19 protein-coding genes are annotated in these 23,196 nt (G+C 40.8%); 8 read left to right on the top strand and 11 right to left on the bottom strand.

From position 1 onward, the window contains the following. Positions 1–66 precede the first annotated feature (66 nt). A complete protein-coding gene (locus A9479_RS02010; RefSeq protein ID WP_013465160.1) occupies positions 67–1,380 on the bottom strand; it encodes a Na+/H+ antiporter NhaC family protein in 1,314 nt (437 codons plus the stop codon). A 571-nt stretch (positions 1,381–1,951) separates the two neighbouring features. Between A9479_RS02010 and dapB the strand changes: the two genes are divergently transcribed. From dapB to A9479_RS01985, 5 genes are all read left to right on the top strand, one after another. Next, a complete protein-coding gene (dapB, locus tag A9479_RS02005; RefSeq protein WP_008463955.1) occupies positions 1,952–2,749 on the top strand; it encodes a 4-hydroxy-tetrahydrodipicolinate reductase in 798 nt (265 codons plus the stop codon). Between the two features lie 362 nt (positions 2,750–3,111). After that, positions 3,112–4,248, top strand: a complete 1,137-nt coding sequence (gene carA, locus A9479_RS02000; RefSeq protein WP_016900401.1) for a glutamine-hydrolyzing carbamoyl-phosphate synthase small subunit — start codon at positions 3,112–3,114, stop codon at positions 4,246–4,248. A 16-nt stretch (positions 4,249–4,264) separates the two neighbouring features. After that, a complete protein-coding gene (gene carB, locus A9479_RS01995) occupies positions 4,265–7,483 on the top strand; it encodes a carbamoyl-phosphate synthase large subunit (protein ID WP_016900400.1) in 3,219 nt (1,072 codons plus the stop codon). 49 nt (positions 7,484–7,532) lie between these two features. Next, positions 7,533–8,009, top strand: coding sequence for a transcription elongation factor GreA (greA, locus tag A9479_RS01990; protein ID WP_010388635.1), 477 nt, complete (start codon positions 7,533–7,535; stop codon positions 8,007–8,009). Positions 8,010–8,179: 170 nt separating this feature from the next. Then, positions 8,180–9,238 carry a S66 peptidase family protein gene (locus tag A9479_RS01985; protein WP_013465157.1) on the top strand — a complete coding sequence of 353 codons (1,059 nt, stop codon included), beginning with the start codon at positions 8,180–8,182 and terminating at the stop codon, positions 9,236–9,238. Between the two features lie 44 nt (positions 9,239–9,282). On the opposite strand, the gene A9479_RS01980 is transcribed toward A9479_RS01985, so the two are convergent. Continuing rightward, positions 9,283–9,939: a nitroreductase family protein gene (locus A9479_RS01980; protein WP_008109298.1), complete on the bottom strand. Its 657-nt coding sequence runs from the start codon at positions 9,937–9,939 to the stop codon at positions 9,283–9,285. Positions 9,940–10,065: 126 nt separating this feature from the next. Between A9479_RS01980 and A9479_RS01975 the strand changes: the two genes are divergently transcribed. After that, positions 10,066–11,007: a LysR family transcriptional regulator gene (locus A9479_RS01975; RefSeq protein ID WP_064662572.1), complete on the top strand. Its 942-nt coding sequence runs from the start codon at positions 10,066–10,068 to the stop codon at positions 11,005–11,007. A 20-nt stretch (positions 11,008–11,027) separates the two neighbouring features. Here A9479_RS01975 and A9479_RS01970 read toward each other — a convergent pair whose 3' ends face one another. The 6 genes from A9479_RS01970 to A9479_RS01950 all read right to left on the bottom strand — a co-directional run bounded on the left by A9479_RS01970 (position 11,028) and on the right by A9479_RS01950 (position 18,151). After that, complete coding sequence (locus tag A9479_RS01970; RefSeq protein WP_033103606.1) at positions 11,028–11,918, bottom strand: dienelactone hydrolase family protein; 891 nt, start codon at positions 11,916–11,918, stop codon at positions 11,028–11,030. Positions 11,919–12,012: 94 nt separating this feature from the next. Then, positions 12,013–12,966 (bottom strand): hypothetical protein, encoded by a 954-nt coding sequence (locus A9479_RS01965; RefSeq protein WP_064662564.1) that lies wholly within the window; start codon positions 12,964–12,966, stop codon positions 12,013–12,015. A gap of 276 nt (positions 12,967–13,242) precedes the next feature. Beyond that, positions 13,243–13,530, bottom strand: a complete 288-nt coding sequence (locus tag A9479_RS01960; RefSeq protein WP_064662563.1) for a hypothetical protein — start codon at positions 13,528–13,530, stop codon at positions 13,243–13,245. Continuing rightward, complete coding sequence (locus tag A9479_RS19920) at positions 13,523–13,699, bottom strand: hypothetical protein (protein ID WP_197487235.1); 177 nt, start codon at positions 13,697–13,699, stop codon at positions 13,523–13,525. The genes A9479_RS01960 and A9479_RS19920 overlap by 8 nt, the downstream gene beginning before the upstream one ends. A gap of 141 nt (positions 13,700–13,840) precedes the next feature. Beyond that, a complete protein-coding gene (locus A9479_RS01955; protein ID WP_028835091.1) occupies positions 13,841–16,990 on the bottom strand; it encodes an efflux RND transporter permease subunit in 3,150 nt (1,049 codons plus the stop codon). A 3-nt stretch (positions 16,991–16,993) separates the two neighbouring features. Further along, positions 16,994–18,151, bottom strand: a complete 1,158-nt coding sequence (locus A9479_RS01950; protein ID WP_231893538.1) for an efflux RND transporter periplasmic adaptor subunit — start codon at positions 18,149–18,151, stop codon at positions 16,994–16,996. Between the two features lie 189 nt (positions 18,152–18,340). Between A9479_RS01950 and A9479_RS01945 the strand changes: the two genes are divergently transcribed. Beyond that, positions 18,341–18,604, top strand: coding sequence for a YkgJ family cysteine cluster protein (locus A9479_RS01945; RefSeq protein WP_008109286.1), 264 nt, complete (start codon positions 18,341–18,343; stop codon positions 18,602–18,604). Between the two features lie 506 nt (positions 18,605–19,110). Here the strand turns inward: A9479_RS01945 and A9479_RS01940 are convergent. After that, entirely contained in the window at positions 19,111–20,964 is a 1,854-nt protein-coding gene (locus A9479_RS01940) for a TonB-dependent siderophore receptor (RefSeq protein ID WP_064662562.1), read from the bottom strand. A 202-nt stretch (positions 20,965–21,166) separates the two neighbouring features. On the opposite strand from A9479_RS01940, the gene A9479_RS01935 reads away from it, so the two are divergent. After that, positions 21,167–21,673 carry a peptide-methionine (S)-S-oxide reductase gene (locus tag A9479_RS01935; RefSeq protein ID WP_064662561.1) on the top strand — a complete coding sequence of 169 codons (507 nt, stop codon included), beginning with the start codon at positions 21,167–21,169 and terminating at the stop codon, positions 21,671–21,673. A gap of 5 nt (positions 21,674–21,678) precedes the next feature. Here A9479_RS01935 and A9479_RS01930 read toward each other — a convergent pair whose 3' ends face one another. After that, positions 21,679–22,491: a hypothetical protein gene (locus tag A9479_RS01930; RefSeq protein WP_064662560.1), complete on the bottom strand. Its 813-nt coding sequence runs from the start codon at positions 22,489–22,491 to the stop codon at positions 21,679–21,681. 65 nt (positions 22,492–22,556) lie between these two features. Further along, positions 22,557–23,108, bottom strand: coding sequence for a DUF4136 domain-containing protein (locus A9479_RS01925; RefSeq protein ID WP_036982398.1), 552 nt, complete (start codon positions 23,106–23,108; stop codon positions 22,557–22,559). Positions 23,109–23,196 lie beyond the last annotated feature (88 nt).

Here is a 23,196-nt window from a genome sequence, read left to right as displayed (position 1 = left end):
TTTGTTAATTATTTATTGTGATAAACAGTGCATTAGCACGCAGCTAATACACTGTAAAAAGGGAGATTATGCTTTATTGCGGCGCAAACAAATAACAGCAATAGCAGTAAAGGCTAAAATAAAGCAGTAGTAAGATGAGGTTGAAACATCCCACGGGCTAATTTTAAATGTAGCACCGAGTAATAATGCTTGCGCGCCATAAGGCAAAGACCCTTGGGTTACACAGGCAAAAATATCTAATAAACTGGCAGAGCGTTTACCACTAATTTCGCCATCATCAGCCAGTTTCTTAGCAATAGGGCCTGTCACAATAATAGACACGGTATTATTGGCAATACACATATTACTGGTGACAACTAATGCCGCGATCCCTAACTGATCGGCTACTTTACGGTGCCATTTGGCAATGACTTTAGTAATAGCTTGAATTTTTTGAGCGATGTAGTCGAGGCCGCCATTAATACGAATAAACTCAGAGAGGCCACCAATAAACATAGACAGTAAAAATATTTCCTGCATTTCACTAAAGCCTTTGTAAATATCTTTTACAAAGCTTGCACCTTCATAGCTGCCGGTAAAGCCCATTAATGCGGCAAACACAATACCGCTTAACAGCACGACAAACACATTAAAGCCCATTACCGCCAGGACTAAAATAAAGGCATACGGAAGTACTAATAAAATATCGTAGTCTTTGGTATCAACTACTTGTGCTGCAGGCGTTAAAAATAATAGCAATGCAATAGTGAGTATGGCGGCCGGAACAGCAATTTTAAGGTTTTCTTTAAACTTATCTTTCATTTCACAGCCTTGCGTGCGGGTAGCAGCAATCGTGGTGTCAGAAATTATTGATAAGTTATCACCAAACATAGCACCAGATACAATGGTACCGGCCATTAAAGCAGGATCAATTCCTGTTTTAATAGATACTGCATAGGCAATTGGGCCAATAGCACCAATAGTTCCCATTGATGTGCCCATAGCAGTAGAAATAACCGCCGCTATTAAAAACAAACCAGGTAGTAGTAACGAAGGGGGAATAAGTGAAAGTCCGGCATTAACAACCGCATCCACACCGCCAGTAGCACCAGCAACCGCCGAAAAAGCACCCGCTAGTAAGTAAATAAGACACATGGTAATAATATTGTTATTACCTACGCCCTTTATAAAGGTTTCTACGCTTTGGTTGATGCTGGTTTTATTTAAAATAAAGGCTAAAACAATCGCGGGTAAAATAGCGACTGGTGCTGGGAGTTGATAAAACGCGTAATCAACCCCTTGAGATTGTAAATATAAGCCTGAGCCTAAAAAAATAGCAACAAAGGTGAGTAGGGGAAGCAAAGAAAATCTTGCTTTATTTTTATCAAATGATGGCTGCATCATAATCCTCGTTAATTATTCATAGCAATCGAAGTCGATTGATATATTAAACAGCCAAAGCATCCCTCTTTTAGCTGAATTTAGTTGTTTGTTTTACTATCTAACCAGATAAGTAATCCAACAGCGCCCGCAAGCCAAAGACCAAATCGGCGCAAAAAAAGAAGTTTAAATGTATAGATGGCTAAATGCAAAGACTATCTGTTATTATTATGAGGGTCTGTTGATCTTTCAAGGTTAAATTTGCAGCAGTCTGTTTGGTATTTAGGCAAGGCAGAGCCTATGTGGTGTGGTTGTTCCCCATAAATAGGCGATAACGCATCATCAATGCCAAACAGGCGCTGCCCGAAGGGTTCTGCCTAGGGGCGATTTAGTCTTTGTTGCTCGGTTTTTACTTAGCCCACTAGGTTACAAACCTCGCGCCACGATTAAACCGCTCCTAGTTTGAACAAATTTTAATCCGCAAAGGTCAACAGACCCTAAAATAATCGAAGCTTTTTTATAAGCTTTCCTGACTATTACATGAGTTTTAGATAAAATCTAGCTAACTAAAAAATACATAGGTTGTAAAAAGATGAATCGAGTAGGTGTGTTTGGTGCGAATGGCCGTATGGGACTGGCACTTGTAGAAGCAGCAACAATCAATAAAAATTCACAATTAGCGGCGGCCTATGTGCGCAGTCAGTCACCGTTATTAGACCTGCCCGTTAATCAGCTTAATAGCGCAGCGGCAAAAGAGATTAAGTTTAGCAGTGAACAGCAGGTTGAAAATGTAGATGTGCTTATAGACTTTACTTTGCCTGAAGGCATGAGAAATCATTTAAAAACAGCCGTTGAGCAAAAAACACCTATGGTAATTGGCACCACCGGCTTAACTCATGACGATATGGCGCTATTAACGGATGCCGCTAAACATATTCCGATTGTATTTGCGCGTAATTATAGCGTGGGCGTAAATTTACTGCTTAACTTAGTGCAAACGGCAGCGACTAAACTAGGCGATGATTTAGATATAGAAATTTTTGAAGCACATCATCGTCATAAAATTGATGCGCCATCGGGCACTGCACTTGCCATTGGCGAGTCGATTGCTCAGGCAAAAGGGTGGGATCATGATGAGGTTGCCGTTTATGATCGCAACAACATAGAGCAGGCCAAATCACAAAATGAAATTGGTTATTCGGTGCTAAGGGGCGGTGATATAGTAGGTGAACACACGGCCTACTTCGCTACAATGGGCGAAAGACTTGAATTAACCCATAAAGCAAGTTCGCGAATGACCTTCGCGCTAGGTGCTATAAGAGCTGCGCAGTGGTTGAAAAATAAACCTGCAGGACTTTATGATATGCAAGATGTGCTAGATTTAAAGTAGTTAAGTTCCTTTTTTAACGCTTTGGGGTGGTTTTTTGCTATAACCACTTATTTATTACAATTTACTAATTAGCGTTAGACCTAAAAGCCAACTTCATGTAGAATGCAGCCAATTTGCCAAAAATTACTAAATGCGTGTTTCCAATTATACTCATATGGTTAGCAAAACCGGGGTTTGTGTGGGAATGAAAAGAGTTTTAGGCAAGAAAAATGAATGAAGGTTTAGTGGTTTACATCGGCATCATTTAAGACTGCGTAAAACAATTTAAGCTCACAGAAATCAGGTTTTGACCAATTATCTGAGTATTGGCGGGGTGTTAAGCAATTTGCTTACTCCCGTTTTTTACTGTTAGGAGGTTTAACTTGACTAAATCCGCTCTGTTAGTCCTAGAAGACGGCACAGTGTTTCGCGGTACTGCAATCGGCGCTGACGGCATGTCAGTCGGTGAAGTAGTATTCAATACGTCTATGACTGGTTATCAAGAAATTTTGACTGATCCATCGTACGCGGAACAAATCGTAACTTTGACGTACCCACATATCGGTAATACGGGTACCAACAGCGAAGACGAAGAAGCGAGTCATATTTGGGCTAAAGGCCTAGTGATCCGTGATTTGCCACTGCTAGCGAGTAATTTTCGTAACGAGCAATCGTTAGATGATTACTTAAAAGAACGTAATATTTTAGGTATTGCGGACATCGACACCAGAAAACTAACCCGTATTTTGCGTGATAAAGGCGCACAAAATGGCTGTATCGTTGCCGGTGACGAACTAGACGAGAAAAAAGCGCTTGAAGCTGCGCAAGCCTTCCCAGGCTTAAAAGGCATGGATTTAGCAAAAGTTGTCTCAACCAAGGAAAATTTTGAGTGGCGCGAATCAAGCTGGACATTAGGCGAAGGGTTTAAAACCTTACACGCTGACGATGAAAAGTTTCATGTTGTTGCCTACGACTTCGGTGTTAAACGTAATATTTTACGTATGCTTGTAGATCGTGGTTGTAAACTAACGGTTGTACCCGCACAAACCTCTGCCGCTGACGTACTAGCCTTAAACCCTGATGGTATTTTCTTATCAAATGGCCCTGGCGATCCTGAGCCATGTACTTATGCCATTGATGCAATTAAAACCTTTTTAGAAACCGATACGCCAATTTTTGGTATTTGTTTAGGGCATCAACTATTAGCGCTTGCCTCAGGTGCTAAAACAGTAAAAATGAAGTTTGGCCACCATGGTGGTAACCACCCAGTTAAAGATCTTGAGCGCGATGTCGTAATGATCACCGCACAAAACCATGGTTTTGCTGCAGATGAAGCCACATTACCAGATAACCTACGTGCAACGCATAAATCGTTATTTGACGGCACATTGCAAGGTATTCACCGTACAGATAAACCAGCATTTAGCTTCCAAGGTCACCCTGAAGCGAGTCCTGGTCCGCACGATGCAGCCCCATTATTTGACCACTTCATCGATTTGATGCAAGCGCGTAACCACTAATTTAACCGGAGTAATAATGCCAAAACGTACCGACATAAAAAGCATTCTTATCTTAGGCGCAGGCCCAATTGTAATTGGTCAAGCTTGTGAATTTGACTACTCTGGTGCTCAAGCGTGTAAAGCACTAAGAGAAGAAGGCTATCGAGTTATACTCGTTAACTCAAACCCTGCAACTATCATGACTGACCCAGAAATGGCCGATGCAACATACATCGAACCAATTCACTGGGAAGTTGTAGAAAAAATCATTGAAAAAGAAAAGCCAGATGCTGTCCTGCCTACAATGGGTGGCCAAACAGCATTAAACTGTGCGCTTGATTTAGACAAGCATGGTGTATTGGCTAAGCATGGCGTTGAGCTTATTGGCGCAACGGCTGATGCAATCGATAAAGCAGAAAACCGTGAACGCTTTGATGTTGCTATGCGTAACATCGGCCTAGAATGTCCACGTGCTGAAATTGCCCATTCAATGGATGAAGCGCGCGATACCATGACCCGTATCGGCTTACCGTGTATTATTCGTCCTTCTTTCACAATGGGCGGCACCGGCGGCGGTGTGGCTTACAACATGGAAGAGTTTGAAGAAATCTGTGAGCGCGGTTTAGACCTTTCACCAACCAGCGAGTTATTAATAGATGAGTCGTTAATTGGTTGGAAAGAATACGAAATGGAAGTTGTTCGTGACAAAAAAGACAACTGTATTATCGTCTGTTCTATTGAAAACTTTGACCCAATGGGTGTGCACACAGGTGACTCAATCACTGTGGCTCCAGCACAAACATTAACCGACAAAGAATACCAAATCATGCGTAATGCCTCTATGGCCGTATTGCGTGAAATTGGTGTTGAAACCGGCGGTTCAAACGTACAATTTGGTGTAAACCCCGTTGATGGCCGTATGGTTATCATTGAAATGAACCCACGTGTATCACGTTCATCTGCATTGGCCTCTAAAGCAACCGGTTTCCCAATTGCTAAAATCGCCGCTAAGTTAGCGGTAGGCTACACGTTAGATGAGCTTCAAAACGATATCACTGGTGGTAAAACCCCAGCATCGTTTGAACCGTCAATCGATTACGTTGTAACAAAAATTCCTCGCTTTAATTTTGAAAAATTTGCCGGTGCAAACGACCGTTTAACGACGCAAATGAAATCAGTGGGCGAAGTAATGGCGATTGGTCGTAACCAACAAGAGTCATTACAAAAAGCATTACGTGGTTTAGAAGTAGGCGCAACAGGCTTTAACCCAATTGTGGCACTTGATGACCCTAAAGCAAAAGAAAAAATCATTCGTGAATTACGTGAGCCAGGTGCAGAGCGTATTTGGTACATTGCCGATGCAATGCGCCATGGTATGAGCGTTGAAGATGTATTTGAATTAACTAAGATTGACCCTTGGTACTTAGTACAAATTGAAGATATCTTAAAAGACGAAGCTAAAATTTCAGAAGTTGGTATGGCCGGCTTAAATGCAGACTTCTTGCGTAAACTTAAGCGCAAAGGGTTTGCTGATCCGCGTATTGCAGAAATTGCTGGTGTATCAGAAGCTGAAATCCGTAAAAAGCGTCATCAACTAAATATTGTACCTGTGTACAAACGCGTTGATACGTGCGCCGCCGAATTTAGCTCAGATACAGCTTACATGTACTCATCTTACGATGAAGAATGTGAAGCGAATGCATCTGACCGTGATAAAATCATGGTGATTGGTGGCGGTCCTAACCGTATCGGCCAAGGTATTGAATTTGACTACTGTTGTGTTCATGCTGCGCTTGCGCTTCGTGAAGACGGTTACGAAACTATTATGGTTAACTGTAACCCTGAAACGGTATCTACCGATTACGATACGTCAGACCGTTTATACTTCGAACCAATTACCCTAGAAGACGTGCTTGAAATTGTACGTGTTGAAAAGCCAAAAGGCGTTATCGTGCAGTACGGTGGTCAAACGCCACTTAAACTTGCGCGTGAGCTTGAAGCGAACGGCGTGCCAGTCATTGGTACTTCACCAGATGCGATTGACCGTGCAGAAGACCGTGAACGCTTCCAACAACTTGTTGAGCGTTTGGATTTACTGCAGCCAGAAAATGCCACCGTAACCTCAACTGAAGAAGCTATTTTAAAATCAGTTGAAATTGGTTTCCCACTGGTAGTACGTCCTTCGTATGTATTAGGTGGTCGTGCGATGGAAATTGTATACGATGAGCAAGATTTACGTCGTTACATGACCGAGGCCGTATCTGCATCAAACGAAGCACCCGTGTTACTTGACCGTTTCTTAGATAACGCAATCGAAGTTGACGTTGATGCTATTTGTGATGGCGAGCAAGTCATCATCGGCGGCATCATGGAGCATATTGAACAAGCGGGCGTTCACTCTGGTGACTCAGCGTGTTCATTACCAGCTCACTCGCTAACGCAAGAAGTACAAGATGTAATGCGTAAGCAAGTAACTGATATGGCCCTTGAACTTGGCGTAGTTGGTTTGATGAATACACAGTTTGCGGTTAAAGATGGCAAAGTGTATTTAATCGAAGTAAACCCACGTGCAGCACGTACAGTTCCATTTGTATCTAAAGCAACGGGTGTAGCACTTGCAAAAGTTGCGGCACGTTGTATGGCAGGTCAATCTTTAGCAAGCCAAGGCATTACTAAAGAAGTGATTCCACCGTACTACAGCGTAAAAGAAGTGGTATTGCCATTTGCTAAGTTCCAAGGTGTGGATCCTATCCGTGGCCCAGAAATGCGCTCTACGGGTGAAGTAATGGGTGTTGGTGATACTTTCGCCGAAGCGTTCGCAAAAGCACAATTAGGTGCAAGCAACACTTTACCACGTGGTGGTCGCGCGTTACTATCTGTACGTAATAGCGATAAGCCACGTATTGTAGAACTAGCTAAAACCATGACAGACCTTGGTTTTGAGCTAGATGCAACAGGTGGAACAGCTGCTGCACTTGAAGATGCTGGAATTACGGTTCGCCGTGTAAATAAAGTATATGAAGGTCGTCCGCACATTCTTGATAGAATCAAAAATGGCGAGTATAGCTATATCGTTAATACCACCGAAGGTCGCCAAGCGATTGAAGATTCGAAGGTGTTACGTCGTGGTGCATTGCAGCACAAAACCAATTATACTACGACATTGAATGCGGCATTTGCTAACTGTACTGCTAACCAAGCAGATGACCGCAGTAAAGTGACGTCTGTTCAAGAACTACACCTGCGATTGAACTAAGGAAATGTGCCAAGGCCGTTTATCGGCCTTGGGATTAAGTGAGAAAAGTATGCAATCAATTCCAATGACAGTTCGTGGCGCAAAATTATTGCGCGATGAACTTAACGAATTAAAAACTGTTACCCGTCCAAAAATTGTATCTGATATTGCTGATGCACGTGAACACGGTGACTTAAAAGAAAATGCTGAGTATCACGCTGCGCGTGAGCAACAGGGTTTTTGTGAAGGCCGTATTCAAGAAATTGAAGCAAAACTTTCAAACATGCAGATGATTGACGTAACAAAGATGCCTAATACAGGTAAAGTGATTTTTGGTACTACAGTAACCATCGTTAATGTTGAAACCGACGCTGAAGTTAAATATCAGATTGTTGGCGATGATGAAGCAGATATTAAAAGTAATTTAATCTCTGTCAATTCACCAATTGCTCGCGGCTTAATTGGTAAACAAGCGGATGACGCTGTGATTATCAAAACGCCAAAAGGTGATGTAGAGTACGAAATCATTGAGGTTGAGTATATTTAATTAGTTAACTCACTTTAACGTTTTATAAAAACCAGTGCTTAGCAATAAGCACTGGTTTTTTTATGCTTGGTTTTTATATTTGGTTTAGATACCGGTCAATTATTATTCATTGTTTGTAAATGTAGGCTATGTTGTTATGGTAGTAACCTATTCTTCAATAAGGAAATAATATGGCAAATATACTGTATCCAGCACCTTTAAAAGTGGGATCTAAAATCGCCGTGTGTTCTTTATCAGCGGGGATCAAATCAAAATATCACCCACGGTTAGACATCGTCATTAATGGCTTAAAACATCGAGGTTATGAGGTTGTTGAAGGGGAGTTTTTACGTCAAAACGAGCCGCGAACTCAACTTACTGCTAAGCAGCATGCCAAGCAATTAATGGACTTTTTATTAGATGATAAAATAGATGCGATTATGCCGCCAATGGGCGGAGAGCTGGCAATGGAAATATTGCCGTTACTTGATTTTGGCGCAATTAAAAATGCCAAACCTAAATGGTTGGTGGGTTATTCAGATGTCAGCACGATTGCTTGTGCACTGACAGCAAAATGTAATTGGGCAACACTGCATAGCGCCAATTTAATTCAGTTACACCCCGATGAAAAAGATCCGTATTGTTTACAAATTTTTGAAAGTCTAAGTTATGAGGCTAACAGTGAGTTTGAACAAGCCCCCTCGACTTACCATCAACATAGCAAGCCTGATTATGCACAAAACCCAAACGTATTATTTGATCACAGCGCGCCAACCCAGTGGCAATGTTTAAATTACACCGATAAACGCAGTATCGAAATGTCAGGGCGATTGTTTGGTGGGTGTCTTGATACGGTTGGGCTGTTGCTTGATTCGCCTTTTTTAGCACTGCATGAGTTTAAAAAGCATAATGCCTCGCAAGGTATTGTGCTTTATTTAGAAAGCGCAGAGCTCACGCCTGCGACGGTTGCACGGTTTTTATTGTCACTCAAATTAGCCGGTATGTTTGATGATATAAACGGGGTGATTATTGGCCGCCATGTAACCTTACAGGGGCAAGATCCGGGGTTTGATTATCGCCAAGGCTTAAATGCCGCTTTTGGCGGGTGTTTATTTCCGGTGATCATTGATGCCGATATTGGTCACATCCCTCCTAATTTAAATTTAATCAATGGAGCTTTATGCACTGTTACCGCAGATGTTGATCAAGGCAAAGTTATTAGTGCGTCTGTGGTCACAAAACTAGCCTAATAAAGTGAGCTGCTCACTAACAATTTAAAGTGAGCAGCTTTGACTTATAAAACCTGAATTACTTGTTCTTTGCTTAAACGTGATTTTGGCAGCTTAGCATTGTAGTCTTCTTCTGCATCATGGTAACCCAGCGCAAGTGCCACATCACAGATGTAGCCGTCTAATTCGCTTGCGAACTCCTCACCAATCAGTTGTGCATCAACGCCTTCCATCGGCGTGGTATCAATCCCTAAGCGTGCTGCTGCATGCATAGTATTGCCTAAAGCAATGTAGGTTTGTGCTTTGGTCCACGCGGCATTATTACCTTGCTCATCGGTATTTAAATCAACAAACGCAAAGGCGCCAAAAGCTTGCTCGCGGTTTTCTTTTTGAGTTCGGCCATTCTTTATATCGGCATCAATTACGTGTCCGTAATCTTCACGAGTATATTGCGGATTATGAGCAAATAAAATAATGTGCGACGCCGCTTTAATGTGTGGCTGATTAAATTGAAACTTATTAGCAAAGGTAGTGTGCATACGCTCTTTTGCAGCGTCTGATTCAATCACTACAAATTTCCAAGGCTGCGAATTAATTGACGAAGGAGAAAGACGCATAGCATCATACAATACCGTTAAATCGTCTTGAGAAATGCGCTTTGTCGCGTCGTAACGTTTAGCAGTATGGCGGCTTTCAAGGTCGCGAATAATAGGGTGAGTCATAGTCTCTCCATAATAAAAAGGGCTAATAAACAGTGTTCACTGAGTGTATGAGCAACATAATACAATTTGCTTTATTTAAAATAAACAGCATAATTATTGAATCATTATCAAATAAAAATAGATAATATGCAGATTGATGACTTAAAACTGATTTTAAAAGTAGCAGAGTGTCGAAGTATTACTTTAGCTGCTGCTAAGTTAGATATGCGCACAGCAACCGCCAGTGCGGCTATTAAGCGCGTAGAATCAGCCCTTGGCTGCGAATTATTTATTAGAACAACTCGCCATCTGCGTTTATCCAGTGCAGGGGAGCAATACATACCTCAATGCGAACAAGCGCTGGCTGTACTTGAAACGGCAAGGCAAAACCTCAAAGGAGAACATGATGCTATTGAGGGAGAATTGCGGGTGGCTACTTCATCTGATTTAGGGCGCAACCTAGTGATCCCCTGGATTGATGACATTATGGATAGGTACCCAAGTGTGAGCTTGCGTACGCACATTAGCGATAGCAATATCGATTTTTTTCGTGATTCGGTTGATATTGCACTGCGTTATGGCTCCCCAAGTGATAGCAGCGTTTATGGATTTAAAATTTGCAACGTACCGCGACTACTCTGTGCTACACCTACCTATTTAGCTAAATATGGTGAGCCAGAGCACCCTGATGATTTAGCGCAGCATCAAGGGTTATTTTATCAGCTGCAAGATATTATCAATAATGTATGGGAGTTTACCGATGGCCAAAAAAAATACAAAGTAAAAATGCAGGGCAGACGTGCCTCAAACGATGGCGATTTAGTAAGGCGCTGGTGTGTGGCAGATAAAGGTTTAGCGGTTAAATCGGCGTTAGATATTGCTGATGACTTATTAAATAAACGCGTTGTTACTGTGATGCCAAACTATCAGCACACCCAAGGGGAGCTGTGGCTTATTTGCCCAAGCAGACAATCGATTACTCCCGCTGTACGACTACTACGCGATGTGTGCAGAGAAAAAACCGCTCACTTATTGAATCAGCTAGTAAAAGAGGGAATTGTTGATAAACGTGTATTAATTAACGAGTAACAAATACACGCTTAGTAATGTTAACTTAAGTGGTTATTAAAAAATGCTAATGTACGCTGCCATGCAAGTTCGGCATTTTTTTCATCGTAGCGGCCAGTTGAATCGTTATGAAAACCATGATTCGCGCCTTCGTACATGTGCATAGTGTAATCAACATTGTTTGATTTTAAGCTCTGCTCATATTCAGGCCATGTGGCGTTAACGCGTTTATCAAGCTCAGCTAACTGAATCATTAATGGCGCTTTAATGTTTTTATGTAAGCTTTCACTTGCAGGTGTACCATAAAAGGGCACGCCCGCAGTCAATAAATTACTGTCTACGGCAGCTAAATAGTTAACAATATAGCCACCAAAACAAAAACCAACGGCACCTAATTTACCATTACTATTTGGATGCGCCTTCAAAAAATGCGCGGCGGCAACAAAATCATTTTGTATTTTAACGCGATCCATCGTGCGCTGCATGGCTCGACCTTCATCGTCGTTGCCTGGATAGCCACCCAGTGGGTATAACGCATCAGGTGCAAAAGCAATAAACCCGGCTTTAGCCAGTCGCCTTGCAACATCTTTTACATACGGATTTAAGCCGCGATTCTCGTGTACTACTAATACAACAGGTAGTTTGCCTTGTGTATTTGTTGGAACCACTAAATAGCCTTTGCCCGAACCATGGCCATCAGGCGAATCAAATACTTGGTAAGTGGCTTTTATGTCATCGTCGTTAAATGAGACTTGCTCGGCTTGTGCGTAATTAGGTAATAATGCACCTGTAAGCACCGTCATTGAAAAGCCCAATGCGGCTAAGCCACCAAGCTTTTTCATGAACGTGCGTCTATCAATTAAACCATGAGCGTATTCGTCATACCAATCAAATGCTTCTTGAGGAATGTGTTCAGACTGAGGGGAGGTCATAGTTGTGCCTTATTTATTATGATTATTAAATACCATAACGTAAAAGGCATAAAAAACGAGCAGTTTTCCTTTAATTATTGTAATTGTTATAAAACTACTCGTTAAGTAATAAAAGAATAGCCTCTCTTTGTTGCTTTGATATTAAAGCAATCATTTCAGGATGATTTAAACTTTTTACCTCGTTAATAGTTATATTTTTTTTATTAAGAGTGTATAAATCACTATATGGACTTACTTTGTCAGAGTTACTTGCAAAGATGTAAGTTTTTTTAGTGTAACTAGGTGCACTAAGTATATTGAATAGATTAAGCTTGTAAGACGGAACTCCACTTTCTTCAATTATTTTATTAGCCACTTCGTTCAAATAATCATCACCTAAAAACGTGCTATAAATAGGGTGGGTTAACCTAGCAATAGTATTTAATGCAGTTTTAAAATTAATCATAGGAGCAATAAGTATGTGTTTATTAATATTCAGCTTGCCTATTATGTGATTGCTCGCAACTGCACCCATTGAATAACTAACAAGAGATATATTTTCATATTTTTGCGTCTTTATATATTCACTCACAATATTTGCATTTACTAAACCAAAGTCAAATGGTTCATTTTGGTTAGGCGAAGGGGCAACAACAACGTCGGCTCCCGTAAAATGAGCAAGCCAGCGTGATTGCACTCCATAGATTGTATAATCAATACCATAACCTGGAAGTAAAATGATTAAATGATTTTTTTTAACAGGGTGTTTATTTGTATGATTTAAGGTTTCCTCAAACGTTTTAATTGTTGTGCCATTTTTTAATTTAAAATTGAGTGTAACCGTTGAAATTATTTTGCCTTTATAAAGTATTGTTGGTGAGGTGTATAAAAAGTTTACACACTGTTTTTTACTTATACAGTATTGGGTTTTCTGGCCCGTTACATTGCTATTCAATACCGATTTATCAAAAATTACTGGTCTAACAGGCTTCGTTATTTGTTTGGCAATAAAGTTCTGGCATCCACTCAAAAGAACTATAAAAGACAGGATTAGTGTTATAAAGCGCATTAAAACTCCTTTTTCTATATATACAATTTTTGTAAAAAGCTAAAACCTTAATTGCCTAATATTTAAGAAACCATAGAATCTGAGTCAAAGTGAATTTGAATAATGTGAACTTATATAGCTTTGTAAGTTTTATTCATAATTAGTCCCTGATAATCCTTAATCAAACCCGAGTAAAAATCCCAATCCGGCAAATGAAAAAGAAATAGTTATTGCACCCAGCAGCGTAAAAAACGAGCAGTTTACTATGCTCATCATAGGATCTTTTTAATCACGCAATTAAACGTTGAACAGCATAAATAAAGCTAACCCAGTAATGAGTAATAAAAATCCGATAATTTGTGTTGCTATATCTCTTTTGCGAACGAGAGTTTTCGCTACAGGGCTAGTTAGTTTACGAGTAAGAAAGTTTGCAGGGATTAAGCGAATGCTTGCAAAGCCCATAAAACAAAAGCCAAAGCCAATGAGGAAGCTCGAATAGGTGGAGTCAATAATGCCACCGATAAACGTGAATAAGGCGATTAAATAAAGTGACATACTTGGCCAATGTATTACTTTTTTATTCATAGTTAGTCCTTGATAATCCTTCATCAAACCCAAGTAAAAATTCTAATCCTACAAATGCAAAAGAAATAGTTATTGCACCCAATAGCATTAAATTGCGGTTGTTCTTTTTGTAACCCAGAGTAGTCAATACGGCAAAGACGATAAATAAGAAAAGCTGAAATGTGCCCATGGTTAATCCTTTAAGAGCAAAGTTTAGAGTTAAATTACCAGTAGGGAGACAAACTGGCAAATAGTTGAATGCTATTTTTTAACTATAAATAAAAAGCTCGGCATAATAATACCGAGCTTTTTGGTTGGGATTTTACTTAATTTAGTGATTCGTCGTTGCTGGTTGGCCATCGACTAGGGCATCTTTACCGCGCCATTTGCGGATCAGGCGTTTTGCATCTTCAAGCGCAACATACTGACACGGTATAAGAATAAGCGTTATTACCGTTGCAAACAGCACACCAAAAGCGAGCGATACCGCCATAGGTATTACAATTTTTGCCTGTAAGCTGGTTTCCATAATAATCGGCATGACCCCAATAAAGGTGGTGATTGAAGTTAGTAATATGGCTCTAAAGCGACGTGCACCGGCTTGCATTACCGCTTGTTTTATTGCCACGCCTTCAGCACGCGCTTTGTTTACAAAATCTACCATCACGAGTGAGTCATTAACCACCACACCGGCTACCGCAATAATGCCAAACATCGATAAGCTGCTCATGGTCATACCTAGTACCATGTGGCCAAACATGGCGCCAACCACACCAAATGGAATGACCGACATAATAATTAATGGTTGCGAGTAAGATCGCAGAGGAATAGCCAATAATGCAAAAATTATGATCATCGATAGCGCAAAGTCACGTAATTGCTCATCAGCGCTATCCATTTCCTCTTGAATACGACCAGCCACATTACTTTGTACCCCTGGGTAGTTTTTAAGTAATGAAGGTAAGTACTCATCACGAATTTGTTGTGCAATGGCAAAGGGTTCTACTTGGTCAGTATTTACCGCAGCCCACACGTTTACTGTACGTTTTGAATTTTCACGGCGAATACGATTAACCCCATCAACTAATGAAATATTAGCAACTTCACTTAATGGTACTTCAGCGCCTGTGGGGGTGATAATACGTACGCTGTCGATATCGCTGATTGAGTTACGCTCATCTTCTGGGTAGCGGATCATCACTTTAATTTCTTCACCTTCGCGAAGAATACGTTGTGCTTCAAGACCATAATAACTAAAGCTTACTTGTGAGGCCACATCGGCAAGGGTTAGCCCCATACTGTAAGCAAGTGGTTTTAAATCTAGCTGTACTTCATCGGTAGCGCTTTGCATTGAGTCATTAACATCGCCTACGCCTTCCATACTTTGTAACTTGGTTTTAAGCTTACCAGCGACTTCTTTAAGTACTTGTGCATTTTTACCTTCGAGTTTAAAGCTTACATCGCCATCGTCTCGACCCCCGTTCATAATACTGTCTTGAATGGTTAGGGTTTTAACACCCGGTAAGTTAGGCATTTGTTCGCGCCATAAGGCACTCAGTGCAAAGGTATCAATAGGGCGCAGGTCGGGTTCAACTAAAATAGCCATAATGTTTGCTTGCGTTCGCCCACGTAAGCTAACTGATAAATCGCGGATCATCGGTTTACCGTATTGCTCTTTGAGCTGGTTATCAACGCTCAGTATTAGCTGCTCTACTTTTTTAGCTGTCTCAAGCGTTGCTTGCTCAGAAGACGCTAAGTTCATTTCTATATCAATGCGAGGAAAATCGTGCGGTATTTTAGGATTAGGCACAAATTTAACTAAACCACCAGCAAACATTCCCGCACTGACAATCAGTAAACACATAAAACCGACAATTACGGTATAGCGATAATGAATGCAGCGACCAACAAACGGGGTGTAGTAGTTATCAACAAAACTTTTTAGGCCGTTATCCATTACTTTACGTGCACGGTGAAGCGGGTTTTTTGGATTTGGTTTACGGTCTTTCATTGCCGCAATATGTGCTGGTAAGATAAGTTTTGATTCAATCAGTGAGAAAATTAAACATAAAATAATCACCCCACCAATGGCTTTAGAAAAAGCCGCACCTGGGCCTGTGGCAAGAGTTTGCGGTAAAAATGCCGCAATAGTGGTAAGTACGCCAAATGTGGCTGGCATTGCAACGCGCTTTACGCCGCGTACTACGTTATCGAGTGTATGGCCGTGTTTTTCTATTTCAGCACTAGCAGATTCGCCCACAACAATGGCGTCATCAACCACTATCCCAAGCACCAGTATAAAGGCAAATAACGAGGCTAAGTTAATGGTGACATCTAAAAAGCCAATTGGCATAAACAAAAAGGCACCTAAAAATGACACAGGTAAACCCATCATTACCCAAAAAGCTAAACGTAATGGTAAAAACAGCGCTAATACCAACATAACTAATAAGCCACCCCAAATCATATTGTCGACCATCATATCGAGGCGACCTTCGAGGTAGTAAGTTAAATCAACAATAGGAGAGAGCTTAACACCTGCAGGCAGTTGCGATTCTTTTTCAGCCATATAGGTTTTAAGTACTTTAGCAACATCGGTAATATCTTGATCTTTAGAGGCGTTTACTTCAAACGACAATGAGTTTTTACCATTGTATTTTGAGTATTGCAGGCCTTCTTCAAAGCCATCATTTATGGTGGCAACGTCACCTAAATAAACTTGCGCGCCATCGGCAAGGGTGATCAGTGGTAGTTTTGCAAACTCGCTACCACGGTAGGCTTGTTTTTCAACGCGCATTGAAATATAGCCATTTTCAGAGCGAATTTGCCCAGCTGACATATTGGCAGAAAAGCTTTGCACTGCACTGGCAATATCTCTAAACGTTAATCCATAAGCACGCAGTTTGTCTGGGCTTACTTCAATACCAATTTCGTAATTAAGGCCACCATTAAAGTTAACTAAATTAATATTAGGCAGTGCCTGAAGCTCATCTTTTATATCATTACCGAGCTCTTTAAGTTGGTAGTTACTCATGTCACCGTAAAGCGCAAGTATCATTACTTCTTGTTCGTATTTATCGCGACGAACAATAGGGCGCTCCATACCCGCAGGAAACGTATTAATTGAATCTACTTGTACTTTAATTTCATCGAGTACTTCTTGCGGGTCAAACTGCTCTTCTATTTCAATCCACGCTTGTGAAGAGCCTCTATTGGAGTAGGTGATAAGGCGCTTTATTCCCTCTATACCCTCAAGGTTCTCCTCGACTTTTATGGTAATGCCCTCCTCAACCTCTTGCGGGGCTGCGCCAGGGTATACCGCGGAGACACTGATCCAGTTACTTTCAAATTGTGGAAACATTTGTTTGCGAATAGTAAACGCCGTTAAAATGCCACCAATAAGTATAAATATCATCAATAGATTTGCTGCAACAGGGTTGCGCGCAAACCATGCAATTAGGCCTTTTTCACGTGTAGACATAAGTTACTCCTGTTTCAATGCAAGTTGAGTAACGTCTGGGGTTGTTACAACGTCTTCAATTTTTACCGCCATTCCCTCGGTAGGGTATTCAAGGGCAGAAGTAATTAGCTGTTCACCTTCATTAAGCCCTTGGTCTGCGATCACCATGCCGTTTTGTTCACGTATAATATTGAGAGTTTTAAACGACAGGGTTAAATCGTCATTTAATATCGCAATTTTATTTTCTTTGACTAAATGATGTGGCACAACAATGGCGTTATTAACTGCACGACCTTCTATGCTAGCGTTAACATAGGAGCCAAAACGCAATGGTTGAGTTTTGTTAGCATATGGGGTTGGTAATTGTGCTACTAAATAGCTCATACGGCTTTTTTGATCTATCACCCCTTCACTGCGAACAACTTCTGCCTGCCATGTGGTTTCTTTGCCCGCGAACTGCGCACTAAATAACACTGTTGCACCAATACCGCCATTATTTAAGTATTGCAGCTCTTTATCGGCAACCGGTAAACGTACTTCAGCGACCGAAGTGGCGCTGAGTGAGCCAAAGCTATTACCTGGATTTACAACAGAACCCAAACTAATGCTACGCGCGTTTATAATTGCATCGTAGGGGGCTTTAATATAAGTGCGTTCTAAATTACGTTTAGCACGTTTTACACTTGCTTGTGCTGAGCGATAACGCGCCATTTTCTCTGCTAATTGCGGTTTACGTAAATAAAGCGCAGAAGCGGTAATATCGCTTGAGTCTGCTTTAATGCGTTCCCATTCAGCTTTAGCAACATGCGCTTGAGCACGTTCAATCTCAAGCGCTGAACTTGCTTGGGCGAGCCCGGCCTCAGCTTCAATTAAATCAGCTTCGTAATCATTTGGGTCAATTCGTGCTAAAATATCTCCTTGCTTTACGAAGGCACCTTCAACAAATTGCCCTGCAACAGAAATAACTTGGCCACTTACCTGAGCAATCAGCTCAGTGCGGTCTTTAGGTTGCACAATACCGTACGATTTAACATCGAGAGTGATTGCATCAAGGTGAATAGGTTGTGCTGCAACCAATGGGCGAGTATCTTGTTCTGGTTTTTCTTCTGGTGGTTTTTTCATTGCTGAAAAGCCCGCTGCAAGGGCGATGCCACCAACAAGGACCGCGATAGGGAGTATTATTTATTTTTTAGTCGCCACAGGGCATTCCTTCATAAATTGTGCTGATGAACTAATGATACGCAATAAAGTGTTTACAGTGTGTTTGAAGATGTAACAAGTCATTGCATAATGCGGTTACAAATAGAACAAATCGCTCTATTTGTATGCAAAGCAGCAACAATATAATTAAAATTTATTACTGAGGTTATAATGAAAACACAATCAATGGCGTGCCGTTTAGGCTGTGGAGCATGTTGTATTGCACCAAGTATTAGCTCGCCAATACCGGGTATGCCAAATGGTAAAAAGGCCGGAGAACGTTGTATTCAGCTGGATGAGCGTAATTTATGTAAGCTATTTGGTGATGAGTCGCGCCCTAAAGTGTGTAGTGATTTTAGCGCCACTTTAGATGTATGCGGGACAACCAATGAACACGCATTAACGTTAATTACAGAATTAGAGCAATTAACCTAATTTATTGTATTAAATACACATATATTTACAATTTATACGCTTGAAAAGTGTAGACACTTACTTTGTCTTTCTAAAAGTAGTACTGAGAGAGTGCAAAGAGACACTGCGCTTTAAGAGTAAGTGACTTAGACACAAAGTCACTTGGTTTAGTGAGTCGTGTTTTTCTCATTTTCTTCTTATTCAATCCTCTTTGTTCATACCGTTTTTAATGATAAATGCACAAAGAGGGCGAAGAAACGCTGCGCTTTTAGAGTAAGTGACTTAGATACAAAATCATTTGGCTTAGTTAGTCGTTTTTTCTCATTTTCTTCTCATTCAATTCTCTTTGTTCATACGGTTTTAATGATAAATGTACAAAGAGGGCGAAGAGGCGCTGGGCTTTTAGAGTACGTAAAGTAGGGCGAGCTGCGGTATGAAATTTTTAAGTCAGCTTGTTGCTAGTCTGTGTATTATTTCAATTTAAAAAACAAGCTCAGCGTGGGATACACCCTCGCTGAGCTAAATTGTTACCAGCTATACGTGGCGCTCAGCGTATATTGCTCACCGCGACCCGGCGTGCCTGGGATTTCTTCAAACGATTCATCCCACAAATTATCCGCTGCTAAAGTAATAAAGAAATTTTGCAGTGTAGCTGGGGTTATTTTTAACGTCAGCTGAGTAAATAGTGCCTCGTCATCTGAACGGCGAAGGGCATTTTTATGCTGTTTACGCCATTCATTATCAACACGAAACTCTAACATATCCGTCGGGTTCCAAATTGCACCGAGCGTTACACGATGATCAGGAAAATTTAAGGCATAAAAGCTAGCATCAACATTTTCAGCGCCATAGGTTTCTGTTTTATGTAAGTAGGTATAGCTGGCAACAATTTCTGTATTATTAAATTGTTTAGTGGCTAAAAACTCAAGGCCTGTGGTGTCAATATCAACCGGCTGTGCAAATCGCGCTGAGCTTGAATCAAAGCTAAATGTCCAATCGGTTAGGTTGTTATCTTTACGATAAAAAAGTGCGGAATTAAGCTGCCAGCTTTGTTGCTCAAGCAATAAGCCCAGCTCTAAATTTTTAGTGGTTTCGCGCTCAAGATTAGCGTTACTTCTGAACAACCCACCAGTCTCGCTGCCACCAATAGCAGTATAACCGGCTACTTGGTTTGCCTCAGCATACGACAAATACAATGTACGCTCAGTGCCATCGTTATTATGGGTATTTAAACTAACATCACCAATTAGCGATAGCTCGGAATCATCACGACTGGTGTTATCAAATGCAGCCCCTAAACGCACCGTTAGTTGCTGATTGCTTGCAAGCGCTGTTGTGTATTCAGGCAATACACTAAGCTTAAAGTAGTTACGTGAAGTAAAGTTATTTTCAAGGGTGGTGGAGTCAATACTGTCTTCTATATATTGCGCCGAGTAATTAACCGCAACTGACTTTGTTTGCGCATGGCGACCTGAAATAGCCAATGATTTTACTTGTGTTTCATGAAATGCTTGGAACGCGCTTGGGTTCTCTCTTGAATAAACATAATGGTCGTTATGCTTGCGGTAATAAGCCGATACTTCAAATTCACTGTTGGTAGCATAGGCTTGCTTATGGTTGAGCATCCATAATTGGGTTTCTAAGTCTTCGGTTTCATTTACACCAAAGGGGGTATAAAGGTTTGGCCAACCAAAAAACTTTTCTTGTAAGCCGTAAAATAAATCAGTTTGTGAATCGCTCCCAGTTAACTGCACTCTTCCAGAAGTACGGGTAAAGTCATGATCGCCAAAATCAATTGAACCATCACTTTGTGAGTGCGAATATTCACCTTCAAAACCAATACGCCAATTAGCGTTTGCTTCAATTGGAGTACTCACACCTGCATGAATTGTTTGTAGGTTAAAGTCATTTGAGCCAGCGCCCAAAGAGACACTGCCACCAGTTGTTATTGGTTTCCAAGCAAACGACACAGTACCTACCGAGCTATTCATGCCATAAAGTGCATTATCGGCTCCGGTTAATACGCTAGCACCCGTTAGCATTTGTGGTGCAATAGGAATTTCTGCAAAGTAGTGACCAGACTGCGGGTCGAGTAGAGTTGCACTGCCGACTCTAAAGCCGGTATTTTCAAAAATACCACCGCGTATCGTTACATCAGCTTGTGCTTCAGCCATATTGCGTGATTGCAAGTCAACACGCGGGTCGTACTCTAAATTTGAAATAGGCGAATCAAATGTACCAACAGGTAATGTATTGGCGGTGGGTGACGCTTCAATTGTTATTTGTTCTATGGTTGCTGTTTCTTTACTCTGCTCTGCATAAGCAACAGTTGAAATACTGGCTAGTACGGCCGGTATTATAAGGTGCGGGGCACGATTCATATCATTACTCTCATTTTATGCAATGGCGCTAACAATTAAATACCTATCATTTTTTATCACATGATAAGGTAAGCTCACTAAGCTAGGGTGATTTTGGGCGCTATTGTACATTAATGATAAAAAACTGCATTTGATAATCAAATCTAGCGTTACAAAATAGTAACTCTGCATCCTATAAATTATTTACATTGGTCACTTTATTATGCAAACACAACAATCGAGTCATTCATTAAATCAGCACACACTTTATTTTGCTGGTGGTTGTTTATGGGGGGTACAAGAATTTATGAGGTATTTACCTGGGGTGGTAACCACGGAGGCGGGGCGTGCCAATGGCACCAGCAATACTACACAGGGGGAATACGACGGCTACGCCGAGTGCGTTAAAGTAACCTTTGATAGCCAAGAAGTGACCTTAAATGAATTAATCGGCTATTTTTTTGAGATTATTGACCCATACAGTATCAATAAACAAGGTAACGATGTAGGCGAAAAATACCGTACCGCCATTTTTAGCCAAGACAGTAATCATTTAAACATCGCCAGAGACTATATTAGCCAGCGGGACGATGCCAAAAAAATAGCGGTACAAGTAGCGCCACTGACTAATTATGTCCCTAGCGATCCCGAGCATCAAGACCGCTTAACCAATCACCCTGATGATTATTGCCATATCCCACTTGATTTATTACACAAGTATAAATCGTGATAGCTTTAAGGGTACTCAGGCCTTTCAAAACGATATAATTTGAACGAGCCAGTTTGAAGTGTTGTGCCTTTGTGGTTTGAGTACATATAGCCTTTAAGTTCTCGGTTGTCTTTATGAATAATTAGCTTATTTGCGAAAAGTGGGTGGCTGGTGGTTATTTCCAATATCCTCTCTTTTTCTTGAATATCTTGTGGCATAAAAGAGGTGCTAATTATGTCATTGGTCCCATTTGTAAAATAATTGAAATACGACTTTTTATTGGGGTGAAATTCAATACTTGCTAGTTCTTGCTTGCCGTCTAAATTTAATAATCCTACCCAAAAACCATGTAGGCCCGTCTTTTCTATAGCAGCTAACTCATCTATTTTAGAGCGGTATTTACCTATAAATGTACGAACGGTAGATTGCCCTTTTTGTTCTTCCAATCGGTACGTTTTGGACATTACAAAATTATCGTCTGCATTAGAATAAATTTCTAACACCTCGAATGAATTATCTAAAAAGGGGCTTAAAATCAATGTGAATTGCAGATGTTCTTTATTAGGGCTAACAAGTTTGATAGTGCAATTAATGCGACTGCATTTGATATCATTATTGCTAAACGCAATTGATTTATTTCTATAAAATGCATTGGCGATACTTGCTATTATTAAACGGTGTTCTCCGTTTTCTTTAATTTCTAGTACATTGTACTCAAAATGATCTTTATAAATTCCTTGCCATATACCAGGCTTTAACTGTAGTTGAGTGCCGTACGCATGGAACGTACAAAGCAGGGGTAAAAATAAGCTAAGGGTTAGGAGCTTTTTAAATGTCACCGAAAAATTCCTTTTCTCACAAAAAAGCCCGCGAGCCTGCGGGCTTTTTAAATATTAATTAAAACTTACTGCTGCTTTTTAGGCGGAAAGTTGCTTAAAATATTGGCAACCGTTTCTTTAATAGCGGCTTCACGTTGTGATGGGGTTTGTTTTTTCTTTAAACGGCCATCTTTAGCACCACGCCAAATTAATTGGTTAGACTCACGATCAATAATATCGATAACTAACGTGCCTACTTCATACTCACGTGCGCTTACATCGTGGTTAAAGCCTGTGCCCCAGTAACCCCAACGTGCACCGTAGCCTACGTTAAAGGTATCTACTTCTAGCTCTTTATCAACACTCGCATGGTAATTAACAAGTACATCAGCTTGCGCTACGTCAACCAATTGCATACCTAACTGTTGGCTTAGTTGGTTGTTTACCGCATTGCGAACGCGTTTTTCCATAAGGCCACTGATTTGGTAGTTATTCGTGTCTTTGGTTAGGCTCGCGTTTTCTACCCAAGCAAACGTTTTGTAGTTACTAAAGTTTGCTGATTTATCGTAATCCCAATCGGGCGTTTGTGTACAGGCGGTAAGTAGCGCCAGTGCTGCGACAATAAATATATGTTTCATTACGTTTGCTCCAATAAAGTGCGTTTGTTTAAACTACCATGGGCGAGGGTAATTTAAAATCTAAAAATAAGTGTAACTGGCTAAGATG

The organism is Pseudoalteromonas sp. MQS005, assembly GCF_001661605.1.
GTDB lineage: Bacteria > Pseudomonadota > Gammaproteobacteria > Enterobacterales > Alteromonadaceae > Pseudoalteromonas > Pseudoalteromonas tetraodonis.
This window is presented reverse-complemented; position numbering and strand designations above follow the sequence as displayed.

Bases quoted from the DNA above. Each gene is read 5' to 3' on its own strand.
- A9479_RS02010 (WP_013465160.1), bottom strand. From the start codon at position 1,380: ATGCAGCCATCATTTGATAAAAATAAAGCAAGATTTTCTTTGCTTCCC.
- dapB (WP_008463955.1), top strand. From the start codon at position 1,952: ATGAATCGAGTAGGTGTGTTTGGTGCGAATGGCCGTATGGGACTGGCA.
- carB (WP_016900400.1), top strand. From the start codon at position 4,265: ATGCCAAAACGTACCGACATAAAAAGCATTCTTATCTTAGGCGCAGGC.
- greA (WP_010388635.1), top strand. From the start codon at position 7,533: ATGCAATCAATTCCAATGACAGTTCGTGGCGCAAAATTATTGCGCGAT.
- A9479_RS01985 (WP_013465157.1), top strand. From the start codon at position 8,180: ATGGCAAATATACTGTATCCAGCACCTTTAAAAGTGGGATCTAAAATC.
- A9479_RS01980 (WP_008109298.1), bottom strand. From the start codon at position 9,939: ATGACTCACCCTATTATTCGCGACCTTGAAAGCCGCCATACTGCTAAA.
- A9479_RS01975 (WP_064662572.1), top strand. From the start codon at position 10,066: ATGCAGATTGATGACTTAAAACTGATTTTAAAAGTAGCAGAGTGTCGA.
- A9479_RS01970 (WP_033103606.1), bottom strand. From the start codon at position 11,918: ATGACCTCCCCTCAGTCTGAACACATTCCTCAAGAAGCATTTGATTGG.
- A9479_RS01965 (WP_064662564.1), bottom strand. From the start codon at position 12,966: ATGCGCTTTATAACACTAATCCTGTCTTTTATAGTTCTTTTGAGTGGA.
- A9479_RS01960 (WP_064662563.1), bottom strand. From the start codon at position 13,530: ATGAATAAAAAAGTAATACATTGGCCAAGTATGTCACTTTATTTAATC.
- A9479_RS19920 (WP_197487235.1), bottom strand. From the start codon at position 13,699: ATGGGCACATTTCAGCTTTTCTTATTTATCGTCTTTGCCGTATTGACT.
- A9479_RS01955 (WP_028835091.1), bottom strand. From the start codon at position 16,990: ATGTCTACACGTGAAAAAGGCCTAATTGCATGGTTTGCGCGCAACCCT.
- A9479_RS01945 (WP_008109286.1), top strand. From the start codon at position 18,341: ATGAAAACACAATCAATGGCGTGCCGTTTAGGCTGTGGAGCATGTTGT.
- A9479_RS01940 (WP_064662562.1), bottom strand. From the start codon at position 20,964: ATGAATCGTGCCCCGCACCTTATAATACCGGCCGTACTAGCCAGTATT.
- A9479_RS01935 (WP_064662561.1), top strand. From the start codon at position 21,167: ATGCAAACACAACAATCGAGTCATTCATTAAATCAGCACACACTTTAT.
- A9479_RS01925 (WP_036982398.1), bottom strand. From the start codon at position 23,108: ATGAAACATATATTTATTGTCGCAGCACTGGCGCTACTTACCGCCTGT.